The organism is Haloferula sp., from assembly GCF_049672945.1.
Lineage (GTDB): Bacteria > Verrucomicrobiota > Verrucomicrobiia > Verrucomicrobiales > Akkermansiaceae > Haloferula.
Window position 1 is genome coordinate 1 of sequence record NZ_JBATWY010000121.1, and the last position, 13,582, is coordinate 13,582.

At 59.8% G+C, this 13,582-nt stretch carries 7 protein-coding genes; 4 read left to right on the top strand and 3 right to left on the bottom strand.

Annotated features, from left to right (window positions below):
* From WBG04_RS10565 to WBG04_RS10580, 4 genes are all read left to right on the top strand, one after another.
* The coding region (locus WBG04_RS10565; protein ID WP_424314396.1) for a DEAD/DEAH box helicase at positions 1–602 on the top strand (602 nt) is incomplete at its 5' end.
* A 129-nt stretch (positions 603–731) separates the two neighbouring features.
* Positions 732–1,838: a Fic family protein gene (locus WBG04_RS10570; protein WP_424314397.1), complete on the top strand. Its 1,107-nt coding sequence runs from the start codon at positions 732–734 to the stop codon at positions 1,836–1,838.
* A gap of 220 nt (positions 1,839–2,058) precedes the next feature.
* A complete protein-coding gene (locus WBG04_RS10575) occupies positions 2,059–5,391 on the top strand; it encodes an SNF2-related protein (RefSeq protein ID WP_424314398.1) in 3,333 nt (1,110 codons plus the stop codon).
* Between the two features lie 93 nt (positions 5,392–5,484).
* Positions 5,485–8,862 (top strand): AAA family ATPase, encoded by a 3,378-nt coding sequence (locus WBG04_RS10580; protein ID WP_424314399.1) that lies wholly within the window; start codon positions 5,485–5,487, stop codon positions 8,860–8,862.
* Positions 8,863–8,960: 98 nt separating this feature from the next.
* On the opposite strand, the gene WBG04_RS10585 is transcribed toward WBG04_RS10580, so the two are convergent.
* From WBG04_RS10585 to WBG04_RS10595, 3 genes are all read right to left on the bottom strand, one after another.
* Entirely contained in the window at positions 8,961–9,698 is a 738-nt protein-coding gene (locus WBG04_RS10585) for a hypothetical protein (RefSeq protein ID WP_424314400.1), read from the bottom strand.
* Between the two features lie 61 nt (positions 9,699–9,759).
* Positions 9,760–11,103 carry a DUF1552 domain-containing protein gene (locus tag WBG04_RS10590; RefSeq protein ID WP_424314401.1) on the bottom strand — a complete coding sequence of 448 codons (1,344 nt, stop codon included), beginning with the start codon at positions 11,101–11,103 and terminating at the stop codon, positions 9,760–9,762.
* Between the two features lie 44 nt (positions 11,104–11,147).
* Positions 11,148–13,481: a DUF1592 domain-containing protein gene (locus tag WBG04_RS10595; RefSeq protein ID WP_424314402.1), complete on the bottom strand. Its 2,334-nt coding sequence runs from the start codon at positions 13,479–13,481 to the stop codon at positions 11,148–11,150.
* Positions 13,482–13,582: the final 101 nt, after the last annotated feature.

The window sequence follows — 13,582 nt, forward strand, 5'->3', positions numbered from 1 at the left end:
TCGAAGCCCTGCTCAAGCTCCGCCAGATCTGCTGCGAACCGAAACTCCTCAAATTCGAAAACGAATCCAAGATCGAAGCCGACGCCGCCGGCTCCGCCAAACTCGACTACCTCGCCGACCTGTTAGACACCCTCGTCGAAGAAGGTCGCCGCATCCTGCTCTTCAGTCAGTTCACCAGCATGCTCGACCTCATCGCCGCGCACCTCCAGCAGCGAAAGATCCGCTACCTCATGCTCACCGGCGCATCGAAGAACCGCGGCGAACTCGTCGAAAAATTCCAACAAGGCGAGATCCCCCTTTTCCTCATTTCCCTCAAAGCCGGCGGCACCGGTCTCAATCTAACAGCCGCCGACACCGTCATCCACTACGACCCCTGGTGGAACCCTGCCGCCGAAGCCCAGGCCACCGACCGCGCCTACCGCATCGGCCAGAAGAACCCGGTCTTCGTCCACAAGCTGATCTGCCAAGGCACCGTCGAAGAGCGCATCCACCAGCTCCAACAGAAGAAGTCAGAGCTCGCCGACGCCCTCCTCTCCGACGCCGCCAAAGCCGCCGCCCCCGACCACCAAACCCTCGCCGCCCTCCTTGCCCCGCTGGGTTAACGGAGTAAGGGCATTTCTGCCCTTACTTATCGTCCAACCCACTCCAAATTAACCAATTGAGCCGATTAAACTCCTTAATCGGCTCATATTCCTATCGATATTGAGCCGAATAGAGCCTATATTCGGCTCATGAGCTACAATTGGCAGCAATCGGACTGGCCAAACTTCCGTTTCGACCTCGGTGGGATGGAGGAGCAATTGCTCTCTTTTTCTTATCATGCCGGGCAGGTCGGAGGACTCCTCGAAGGGCTCCCGGACGATCTCGGGACCGAGGCGGTGCTCGACCTGATGATCACCGAAGCCGTCCGGACCTCCGCCATCGAGGGAGAAAACCTCCGCCGGAGCGATGTGATGTCCTCGATCCGCAATCGTCTCGGCCTCAACCCCGTGCCCGAACCCGTCGACAGCCGCCTGGCCGATGGCGCAGGCGAGTTGATGGTCGCCGTCCGTAACAGCTTCCGGGAACCACTCAACGAAGCAACGCTCTTTTCCTGGCACGAGATGCTCCTCGCCAAGACTCCCGGACTCCGCGTCGGCTCATGGCGAAAAGGCGGCGATCCCATGCAGGTCGTCTCCGGGCGTATTGATCGGCCGACCGTCCACTTCGAGGCTCCTCCATCCTCTCAGGTTTCCAGCGAAATGGCGCACTTCATCCAGTGGTTCAACGAGACCGCCAGAGGTGGACCAAAAGCGATCCCGCACGCTCCTGTTAGATCGGCGCTCGCCCATCTCTACTTCGAAAGCATCCACCCTTTTGAAGATGGCAATGGCCGCATCGGTCGCGCCCTATCTGAAAAAGCTCTGTCCCAAGGCCTGGATCGTCCGGTGGTCCTCAGTCTATCAGCGACCATCGATGCCGAACGCAATGCCTACTACGATGCTTTGAAAGCCGCACAGCGAGACAATGAAGTGACCGAGTGGCTTCGCTGGTTCGTCGGCGTGGTCGTGAAAGCCCAACAAGGTGCCGAAGCTCAAGTGCGTTTCGTCCTCCGGAAATCGACATTCTTCCAACGCTTCGAGCGCGAACTAAACGAGCGGCAACTTAAAGTCGTCCGCCGCATGTTCGATGCCGGGCCCGATGGATTCACCGGTGGCATGAACGCCCGCAAATACATCGCCCTCACCGGCACCTCAAAAGCCACTGCCACCCGCGACCTCCAGCAACTCGCCAGCGTCGGCGCACTCGTCCCCATCGGCAGTGGTCGCAGCACTCGCTATGAGCTAGGTGGACTTTGATCTGAAACATCTTGTCCACGGCGAGCCAATCACCACCTCACACGCTGCTTCTATCAGAATCGAAGACCTCGTCTTTGACATTGGGAAAACTCACGACCCTACCGGCTATTGACGCTCGGCGACGGTAGCCTCGTCCAAGCATGAAAGTCCGGTCTCTATCCTGTCCTTCCTTTACTTTGACAAGGCGCTTTCCGAGGGTCACGCCCTCAACCCGACGATCATGTCCTTTGCCTTACCCGCCCCCATCATCCGCTGGCTGGAAGACCGTGGATGGCATGGCGAGTTCGAGCGCAAGGACATTTCCCGGGGTCTTGGCTATGCCTACTCTCCTCCCATCTCGAAGCTGAAGCATTCCATCGATGTCGAAGGGGACCTGCTCATCGAGGCGGATGTGCAAGGAACCCGCCGCGCACCCTACCACGTCGAGCTCGAGATCTATGAGCTGGATGGCGAGTTGTTCTGTCATTCCGACTGCTCATGCCCTGTCGGAAGCCAGTGCAAGCACGGCGCGGCAGTGCTCGAATACCTTTCCCGCAAGCCCCCCGCAGCCGCACCTGCGGCAACTTCCTCCGCCAAGCTTCCCGGCGAGGTCTCCCATTGGTTGAAGCTGCTCCAGCTGGAGAATCAGACGAGAAAGAAGCCGGGCACGACTCAAAACTTTCTGGCCTACTGCATCGAGCCGGCCTCGGGTTATTCGTCGGACAGCAGCCCGGTCCTCGAGCTGCGCAAGGCGAGCGAGAAGCCGCGCTCCGGTCTCAAAGTGACCGACACTCGTGCCCGGGCGAGTGTCGCCACGCCCGCCGCGTATTTTGCACCGGAGGACCTTCCCATGGTCGCAATCTATCAGGCCCTCGCCCATACTTCCTACGACACGCCTCAGCTGATAGGTGCCGAATGGAGCTCGGTGCTGGATGACGCCATGCAGGCAGGCAGGCTTTTCTACCGCACAGGGGGGAAAACCTACGTCCGGCTCGCTCCCGGACCCGCCCGCAAGGTGAAGGCCGCCTGGCGCGAAATGCCAGACGGTAGCGCCCAGCCGGTTCTCGCATTTGACGACGAGGCAGACCGTCTCGTCTTCCTGCCGGTCAATCCACCACGCTACGTCGATCCGGACAGCGGTCTCCTTGGAACTCTTGAGAGTGAGCTTCCCTCCGCCGCACTCCAGCGCTGGAAGGATGGCCCCACCATCGCCGCCAACTCGCTCGACCTTCTCGAGAGCGCATTCCTGCCACTCAGCGCCATCGGCATGCCAGCCCCGAAATCGAGGCCTACCGAAACGCTGCCGCCAATCAAGCCCGCACCCCATCTCCACATCACCGAGGCCCCGATCGGACCAACATATCTCCGCCACAAAACCATCCTCGGCGAACTCCGCTTCTCCTACCATCACTCGCCGCCGCTCGACCCTCTGAGCAATCAGCAATCTCCCGAAACCGCCTGGATCAAAGATGAAAAACGTTACCTGACGACCCGCAATCTCAAGCAGGAACGCGCACTTGAGAAAAAACTCGAGGCCATCGGCATGGTTCCACTCCACCGGGTATTCCGCCCTCACGAGTTCCACTCATCGGAAGCCCACCGCATCGTCTTCGAGGACCCCTTCCCCGATGTAATGTCCGCCTGGCTGTTCTTTATCGAAGAGCATGCCGAGAAACTCCGCGCCGAGGGCTGGACGATTTCCGTCGATCCCTCCAGCGGTCTCATCGTCCACGACGCCAGCGACTTCATCCCCGCCATCGAGGCGGAAACCGACCACGGCATCGACTGGTTCCGCTTCGATCTAACAGGCGAGATCGACGGAAAGCGCGTCTCGCTCATCCCCTTCATCGCCTCCGCCATTCGGCAAGGCCTGCCCGACCCCGACGACCCGGAGCTCCCGAAATTCCTGCTCTTCGCCGCCGAGAATCCCGAAGACGGCTTCATCCGCTTCCCGACCCGGCGCTTCCTCGAAATCTGCCAGCACGTCGCCCACCTCTTTCAGGGAAATCCGGACGGCCCACCGAAGCTCGACCGTCTCGCCGCCGCCGACATCGCGCACACACTGGAGATCGACGGCTCGGAAACCGTCCGCCAGCTCGCAGCCTTCGGTCGCAAGCTCACCGACATCCGCGGCCTGCCCGCCACCAAGCCACCCGCCGCACTCAAGGCCGAGCTGCGCCCCTACCAGCTCGACGGCTTCCGCTGGCTGAGTTTCCTCGCCGAGCACCAGCTCAACGGCATCCTCGCCGACGACATGGGCCTTGGAAAGACCGTTCAGACGCTCGCTTACCTCGTCGCCCGCCGCGCGGCGCGGAAGAAAGACCGCAAGCCCTCGCTGGTCATCGCGCCCAAGAGCGTCATCACCAACTGGGAAGCGGAATCCGCCCGCTTCACTCCACGGCTGAAAACACTGCTGCTCCAGGGACCGGACCGCAATGCCCTCTTTTCCTCAATGGCTACGGCAGATCTCGTACTGACTTCCTATCCACTGCTTGTCCGTGATCATGAGATTCTTGCCAAGCAGCAATGGGACACCGTGATCCTCGACGAAGCCCAGGCGATCAAGAATCCACGGACCGCCGCCGCCCGCCACGTCTGCACCCTGCGATCCGACCACCGTTTCTGCCTTTCCGGCACCCCCTTGGAAAACCACCTCGGCGAGCTCTGGAGCCTGATGCGCTTTCTGATGCCCGGCTTTCTTGGCGATTCCGATACCTTCCGTGAGACCTACCGTCGCCCGATCGAGCGCGATCGTTCATCACAGGCCCAACTCGCCCTCAACCGCCGCATGGCACCGCTCATCCTCCGCCGCACGAAGGACCAGGTCGCCACCGACTTACCTGAAAAAACCGAGATCATCCACCACCTCGATCTCTCGCCACGTGAGACCGACCTCTACGAGTCCGTCCGCGCCCTCATGGACAAGCGGGTTCGCGACGCCATCTCCGAGCGCGGTCTCGGCAAATCGCATATCATCGTTCTCGATGCCCTTCTCAAGCTTCGCCAAGTCTGCTGCCACCCTTCCTTGCTCAAGATTCCCGAAGCCAGGAAACCCAAGGACACCACCAAGTTCTCCTTCGTCACCGAAGACCTGCTTCCGCCGCTGATTGAGGATGGCCGACGCATTTTGATCTTCTCCCAATTCACCTCGGTGCTCGCCCTGATCCGCAGCAAGTTGGAAGAGACCGGGATTCCCCATCTGGAACTCACTGGAAAGACGAAGAACCGCGCCGCGCTCGTGAATCGCTTCCAAGAGGGCAAGACACCGGTCTTCCTCATTTCACTGAAAGCAGGCGGCACCGGTCTCAATCTAACAGCCGCTGACACCGTCATCCACTACGACCCCTGGTGGAATCCCGCTGCCGAAAACCAAGCCACCGATCGCGCCCACCGCATCGGCCAGACCAAGCCGGTCTTCGTCCACAAGCTCATCTGCCGCGGCACCATCGAGGATCGCATCCTCGAACTCCAGGCCCACAAGTCACGCATCGTCAAATCGCTACTCAGCGAGGAAACCACCTCGCTGCGCATGGACTCGGAAACCCTCTCCGCCCTGCTGGCACCGCTGGGTTGACGGCACTTGCGGAGCAACGACATTCCTGTCGCTGGGCAAGACCCGCCCCGACCTTGCCTTGGCACAAGGATAAAGACTGCCTAGCTTGCCCGAGTGGACACGACAACCATCGGAGTGATACTTGCCGCAGGGCTGATCGGCATGACTTTGGCCTACTTCGCCGGACGGGCGGCAGGCCCTGCGAGTCCCGTTCCAGAGAAGAAGCCCGATGAGGCGCCGAACTCATTGGAAGACCTAAAAGAAATCACCGATGACCTCGAAGAGGACACCACTGAAGACTCTTCAGATATAACGAGCATCGTCGATGGTCTCAGCGACGCTCTCGACAAACTTCCCGGGCCCTCGTTCATCCGTGAATCCGATCCATTCCAATCCGCACTTCAGAAAATCGCCGAACTCAAACTCGAATCGAACACCCTCCTCGCCTGGTGTGCCCACGCCGACGAAGACAAGGCAATCCTTGCCATCGCGCATGCAGCCGTTCGCGACGACATCGACTCCGAACCCTTCCGTCAGACCCTACTGGCTCGACTGCGCAAGGACCCGACACCTCGCGACGCCCATTTCATTCTGGAAGCACTCGGCGAATTGGACGGCACCATGATTGGAGAAACCTTCGTCCTGCTCGATAGCGATTGGGAAAAAGAACCCTATCTCACGATCCTCGCCGACTTCCTCAGAAAGCGGACGGAGAAAGGAGAGACTTTGAGTTTCGGCAACCATCTCAAAGGGCTCGATTCCTGGGAAGTGACCCAGATCCAGGACATCGTCAAGCGACTGCCCCCTGAGCTCCGCGATTCCCTCAAAGCTGCGATTTCTCCCACCGAAGCAAGCGCAGTCGATTGGCCGGAAACGAGCAAGTTCCTCGAAGAATTCGGCACGCTTCTCAAACCAAAAAAAGACCTCCTCCCCGATGGCTCGCCCCTCATCGCGGATGACACGCTACTCTCTAACAGGGACTCACTACTCCAGCGCCTCGACCGCGAGAAAAACCCTCGCTCCGTTCTTCTCTGCGGCGTGAAGGGTTCTGGAAAGAGCGCCCTCTGCCATGCCCTCGCCGCCGATCTGGTCTCTCGCGGATACCATGTTTTCGTCGCCTCAGCCGCCGAAGTCCAAGCCGGTCAAAGCTACATCGGCCAAGTCGAAGAACGGGTGCGGAAGCTCATCGCCGCCCTCCGCGATCACCGTGTCGTGTGGCTTGCTCCGGATTTCCAGGACTTCGTCCTCGCCGGGCGTCACCGCTTTTCCTCGACCTCGATTCTCGATATGCTGCTGCCCCCGCTGCGTGCCGGAGAGATCCGACTGGTCGGAGAAATTCGCGACCGAGCGCTGGAGAAAGTCTCCGCCGAAGCCCCCGCCATCGACGCCGCACTCGATATCATCCGCCTTCCGGAAAGCAGCAAGCACCGGACCATGGAAATGGCCAAAGAGTGGCTCGATCGCCATCCCGGGCGCTCTAACATACGCCCCGAATGCAATTCGGATGCCCTCCGGGAAGCTGCCGCACTCATCGATTCCCACTCCCCCGGTGAGCATCGTCCGGGCAATCTCATCGAGTTCCTCAAGCGCGCCTTCGAACGCCGCATCGAACTCGACGGTCCCTCCGGAAACGGCATCGCCAAACTCACTACCTCTCATTTCCGCGAAACCATCGCCGCTATTTCCGGCCTGCCCGTCGCCATGCTCGACGACCGGATCCCGCTCGACCTTGGCGCTCTTCGCATCCGCTTCGAAACCAGTGTCCTTTCCCAACCGGAAGCCACCGACGCCCTCGTCCGCCGGGTGGCCATGATCAAGGCCGGCCTCACTGATCCCTCGCGCCCACCCGGCGTATTCCTCTTCGCCGGCCCCACCGGCACCGGCAAGACCGAGCTGGCGAAAGCCCTCGCCACATTCCTCTTCTCCTCAGCGGAACGGATGATCCGCTTCGACATGTCGGAACTCCAAGGTCCGGGTGCCGTCTCGCGGCTCAATGGAGGCCGCGAAGTCGCCGACTCGCTCACCTCCCAGATCCGGCGCCAGCCCTTTTCCGTAATTCTGTTAGATGAATTCGAAAAAGCCGATCGCACCGTCTGGGATCTTTTCCTCCAAGTCTTCGATGACGGACGCCTAACAGACACCGATGGAAATCTCGCCGACTTCAGGCAGGCGATCCTCATTCTCACTTCGAACCTCGGGGCCAAGGCCGCTCAAGGAGTCCCGCTTGGCTTCAACACTCAGACCGGAGCCTACCGCGACGAGGAAATCCGAAAGGCCATCGAGACCACCTTCCGCCCTGAGTTCGTCAACCGCATCGACCAGATCGTCACCTTCCGCCCGCTCGATCGGGAAACCATGCGCGGCATTCTCGGCACGCAGCTCGAACGTCTCACCACCCGTCGCGGCTTCCGCGACCGGCCTTGGCAGCTTGAATTCGATCCCTCCGCGCTCGATTTCCTGCTGACGAAAGGATTCGCCCCCGAGCTCGGTGCCCGGCCGTTGCTCCGAGCCATCGAGCGACACCTGCTCGGCCCGCTGGCTGAAGCCGTCGTCCGCGGCGAGATCCGGCCCGACGAACAACTGCTCTTCCTCTACGCTCGGGACGGCAAGCTTCAGTGGGATTCCTCGCTCGACGAGAATGCGGACGGTCCCGCCCTGCGCTCCACTGACGAAGAGCTGCCTAGCCATTCCGATCAAGCACTCATTCTCGGTCCGGCGGGAGAGATTGGTGAAATCGAGTTTCTTGAGCGACGCCACCATGACCTTTGCGAACTCTTCGATCTCGAAGCTTATCTGGAGACGAAGAACGACTTGCTGAAGAGCATGTCCGACCAGGATTTCTGGCATGACCCATCACGGATTCAGAAGCTATCCCTCGCCGAGTATCTCGACCGCGTCGAGAACGCCCTCCGCATCACCGGCGAACAAATTGAACGTCTCCTTTCCGGTGGTTGGAGCCACCTCAGCACCGACTCCAAACGCCAACGGGTATCCAAACTCGCTCAACGCCTCTACCTACTAGAGAAATCGTATTCCGAGCTTACCCGGAAACCGGAAGCCCGCTTCGATGCGCTGCTCGCCATCCGCAGCGATGACACCGATGCCAAAGGACGTGCATTTCTTCAATTCATCACGGGGATGTATCAAGGGTGGGCGGACAAGCGGGCAATGACACTCGAACCAAGAGAACTCGAAGGCTTCGCTTGCGCCTGGTCCGTCTCCGGACTCGGTGCGGCTGAGATTCTTCGCCATGAAACAGGCCGCCATCAATTCGTCGAGGGCCGGCTCGGAGAGGTGGCACAAGTCGAAGTCCACGTCGCCTCCGGCATTAGTCCCAGCCCCGAAGATTTCATGCAATCCGCTGATCCACTGCCGGTCGTGCGCCGCTATCAGCAACTCCCCACACCCCTCGTCATCGACAAGGTTCACTCATGGCGCACCGGCCGGCTCGACCTGATCGAAGCTGGTCACTTCGATTTGATCGGGCGCTGAGAATCCATCACCCTTGGTATCGACCGTCGGGCTTCAGCCGCAGACTCGCGAACGCAAGCCCACAGCTTCTAAGCAAGTCATGCTGCAATAACTCTAGCTCACCGACACCCCGAATGAGTCCTTCCATCCGGACCTTCCTCCCAACCGTCCGCGTCAAGGTCGATCCATTGGTTGCAATAAACGCAGGTGTTCCAGTGACAGAGGATCGGAACGGGTGGCCATTTGGCGGTGTGCGTTTCACTAAGCGTCCCGGGCGGGGCCACCATGTAGCGGGTCTTCGCCATTTGGTGCATGCCCCAGCCGCGCAGGTAGCTGCGCAGTTTCTCCGTATCCTCCTCATCTCCATTCCACGGCAGGGCCCGTACTTCGTGATCGAAAAAGTCATACGCGCCATCGCGATGCTGAAGCGGGGTAGCATCGAGCAAGACCGCACCAATATTCCCATCCGCACAGCAGCGGACCAGCTGCCGGATCACTTCTCTGCCGTGACCAACACCCCGGAAGTCCGGAAACAGCGCGATGTAATCGATCACCAGCATGCCAGGCCGAGTTTCCAGAAGCCGGGGAAGCGGTTCGCGAAAATCCTCCTGTGAGGGATTCAAAAGCTCTTCGTAAATCGCGCAGGTCTCACCTTCCATATCCCACAGCGCAAAGAAGGCACCAGAAGACGCGAGGTCGATATCAAGCGCGTAGTAGGCCTCCAGTTGACCCGCCACCTGTCCATCTTGTTTGACCTTTCCATCGATCTTCAACAGGCAGCTTTCCTGCCGGGGATCTGGTTCGTCGCCCTCGTCGAGGCGTTGGATTTTCCATTCAATCTCCACCTCGGCATCCATAGCGCCAAGCTCAGGGAATGAAAATCAGAACCTGTGTCTTGGAAGGATCTCCGAGAAAAATTCAACTCAGGTCCAAGGCTCCTCCTCCACAGAGGTTGGCATTGCCAAAGGCCTCGAGCGGATGACCCATCGCTTCAGCAACCGACATCCACAAGCGGTTGTGGGCAAGGAAGTCACGCTTGTTGTTCTTCTTCGTCTTCGCAAGGTCGAGGCTGCGGCCCATGCGGATTCCAGGAGCGCCGCCGACCATGACAAAGGGAATGTCATCGAGTGAGTGGCTGTTGCCTTTACCCAACTCGTTCAGCCAGATGATCAGCGTGTGATCGAGCATCGAACCATCGGTGCCGGGCTCGGGAGTGTCGGCGAGACGCTGGGCAAGATAGGCGAGTTCGCCCGCGAACCAGCGGTTGATCCGGATCAGCTTTTCACGCGAATCCTTGTTGCCATCGGGTTCATGGGAAAGTCCGTGGTGACCTTCCTGCACATCAAGCCAGTGCATGCGCGCCTGTCCGACCGAGCGCATGAATTGCAAGGTGCCGACGCGGGTCATGTCATTGGCCATGGCGCTGACCAGCAGGTCGATCTGCATGCGGCTGAGCTGGGGCGTGTTGTCGTTCACCAACTCCACGCTGGGATCGATCTCGGGAACCGCGTGAACGACTTCCTTCTGCCCCGCCTGAGAAAGCTCGATCTCCATTTCGCGGACGAGCGTCAAATGCTCGTCGAGCATCACACGGTCCTCGGCACTGAGCTTGCGGGCAACGCGACTGATGTCCTCTTTCACTCCATCGACGATCCCCAGCAAGGTCGCCTTGTCCTTCGTGTCGCCGTAGAGCTTGGCGAGCATTTGCTCGGGATCCGAAATGGGAGCCAGCGGTTTGTTTGCGCCGGCATAGCTCATCCGCGTCCATGGATCGGCCCGGTCGGGGACCGCCACACCGAATTCGAGCGAACCAAAACGTGTGCGCGTCGCGTCGTTGCCCTGCAGCCGATTCCGCAATTCCTGATCGATCGAAATGCCACCTGCCCAGCCCGCGGGCGTGTTTCCTCCACCTTGAATATTGCCGGGGAGAAGTTCGGTGCCCGTCAGCAAACAGCTCATGCCGCGCATGTGGCCGTCGCCGTCGCCGCGGATCTTGTTGGCGATCCCGCGAACCGCCAGCGTGCGGTCGCGGAAGGCTTCGAGCGGTTCGAGGATCCGCTTGAAGACCAGCGAGTCGCCGGAAACATCGGGCCAGAACTCGTCGGGAATCGTGCCATTCGGCGAAAACATCACGATCAAACGCTGCTTCCTTGCGCTGGAGGTTTCCGCCCCAAGCAGGCTCGGCAGGCCACCGAGAAACGGAGCCATGGCTGCCGATACTCCGAGATCCCGAAGAAACGTGCGCCGATCGTAGTGTTTCATGAGGGTAATACGTGGATGAATTCGCGGACTTTCTCCTATCAGGCTTAACGATTCGCCGATTCGCCGCTCGGATCTGCCGGACTGCCTTCCAGAGCGGCAACTTCAGCAATGGCAATCAGTAGCTCACGGATCTTGAAGTCGGAAGCCTTGAAGCGCTCATGGAGCAAATCCTGAGTCTCAAAGCCATAGCTTGCCATCCCCTGCTTGATCATGTGGTGGAACATCTGCCGGACGAAGGCGCGGTGGGCAATGGGACTGCCGGCGGCAAACTCCGCGACATCGCGCGCTCCATCGATGCGAATCGTCTCGCCGTCTTCCGGAGTGAAATCGCTGCTCGCATCGATCGGCCGGTTCTTCTCTTGGTGCCTCCATCGGCCGATCGCATCATAGCGTTCCAAGCTGAAGCCAAGCGGGTTGATGGCGGAGTGACAGGCCATGCAGGTCTTGTCGCGTGTCAGCTCGGTGACCTTTTCACGCATGGTCATCGTCGGGTCAAATTCCGCGTCCTTGAATACCGTCGCTTCCGGCGGCGGTTTGAGCTGCTGGCCAATGATGTTGCGGGTAAGAAAGACACCCCGATGGATCGGTGAAGTGTTGTCGTGGTAAGCAAGGGTCGAAAGCAGATAGGGATGCGTCACCACCCCCGTGCGCTTCTTCGGATCGAAGCTCACTCGTTGAAAGCCGCCGCCCTTCAGTTCCTTCCCGTACACTTTCGCCAAACGGGGGTTGAGCATCAGATAATCGGCGAGCAGCAACTGACGAAAATCGGAACTCTCGCTCCAGACCACCTCATCGAGAAAGAGCTGCAACGAAGTCTTCAAATCCGCCATCAGACGATCATCGAACTCAGGAAAGAGCTTGGCATCCTTCGCCGCATATTCCGCCCGCTCCATTTCCAGCCAATGGTGGAAGAACCCACGCATCTTGGCCCGAGCCCGCGGGTCGCCAAGCATCCGCCGGGCCTGACGCGCAATGGCATCACGCGAACCCAAACGATTTTCGCGAGCAGCCTTCGTCAACTCTTCATCAGGAACCGAATCCCATAAGGTCAACGCCAGCCGCGAGGCGGTCTGCCACGGATCCGGCCCCTGCTTGTCGGAAAGTTCCGGATAGAGAAAGCGAGGCGAGCTCAGGGCCTGAATCACGATCGGTCGAATCGCAAGAACGGGACTGTCGGCTTTGGCAAAAGCTTCATCCAGATAGATCTTCTTCTCCTCGGGCCCAAGAGGACGACGCAGCGCCGCTTCCACAAAACGCTCCGCAAACTTTCGGATTTTTTGATCCCGATCGCCCGCAGCTGACTTGGTGTTCGCCAAGGTATTGAGATGGGAATCGACGAAGTCCGCCGCTTCGACCGCACCGCGATTGACCGCTTCCAACCAGGCTTTGGAAATACCCGTTCCGCGGACATATCCGTAGCTCGCATCGTCGGCAGGAAAGGGCGCGGTCACCACCACGGCCGGCGGTGGATTGGCAGGAAAAAGCCTGTCGGATGGAATCGGCTGCAGCACCCCGTGTGGCGTCTTCCAAAGCACTTCCACGCTCGAGTGCTTGTCCTTTGGCGAGACAACGCACTCCAATCGGATCGGATAGAGTCGACCCCCGATGAGCTCGACCCGGATCTTCTCTTCCCGGATCTCCTTGCCCACGGTCACCCATCCGTCGAGTAGCGCGGGCGTGTCGTTAAACTGGTTGAACCAAATCCGAAATCCATTGGCCGTCCGCACCACGAGCTCATGGCTGCCACTTTCCTCGGCAAGAACGGAACCCCGGAAGGTCACGGTGATGTCCGACTTGCTCGTCATCGGCTCCTTGCCGATCTGCTTGCGAATGTCACAGCTCAAATCTTCGCCCGATCGCTCGAAGTTGTGCCTCTTCACCTGATTGAACTTGTTCTTGCCCGCGCTTTCCAAATGGAGGCCATTCGCACTGAACCTCAAGCCGTGCTCCTGAGGAGGTCGGTTGAAGTGCCCGTGCATGAAGCGTCCGACCACATCGGCCACCGAATTCTTGAATTGAGGGGCCGTCAGCCGCATCAGATCCCGCTTCGGCGGATCGAGCTTCGCGCGAGCCTCGGGAGAATAAAATGCCTGATGGATGTAGGCCGCCACCGCCGCCGCGTCTTCGTCCACACAGAGCTCCTCTGCGTCCTCCGGCATGGTCCGGTGAATCCGACGGGCCAGTGCCGCCACCGATTTGTCACCGTATAGCGGGTCAACGAATTCCTCCTCATTTCCCTGCCCCCGCGCACCATGGCAATCGATGCAGAGTTGCTCAAAAATCTGCTGGCCGCGCTGGAGTTCCGGAGTCGCCAGCCCAAGCCCCTGCGTGCCCGTGAGCACCAGCCCTGCCAGCACCGCTTCCTTCAAAGGAACCAAAATGGATAATCGATGGATCAAAACAGCCAAATAGAGAGGCTTCGGCTGCCGGGCGAATCTTCGCCACAAGCAGCCACTGACGCTACGTCATGAGGCGGCAA

Bases quoted from the DNA above. Each gene is read 5' to 3' on its own strand.
- WBG04_RS10570 (WP_424314397.1), top strand. From the start codon at position 732: ATGAGCTACAATTGGCAGCAATCGGACTGGCCAAACTTCCGTTTCGAC.
- WBG04_RS10575 (WP_424314398.1), top strand. From the start codon at position 2,059: ATGTCCTTTGCCTTACCCGCCCCCATCATCCGCTGGCTGGAAGACCGT.
- WBG04_RS10585 (WP_424314400.1), bottom strand. From the start codon at position 9,698: ATGGATGCCGAGGTGGAGATTGAATGGAAAATCCAACGCCTCGACGAG.
- WBG04_RS10590 (WP_424314401.1), bottom strand. From the start codon at position 11,103: ATGAAACACTACGATCGGCGCACGTTTCTTCGGGATCTCGGAGTATCG.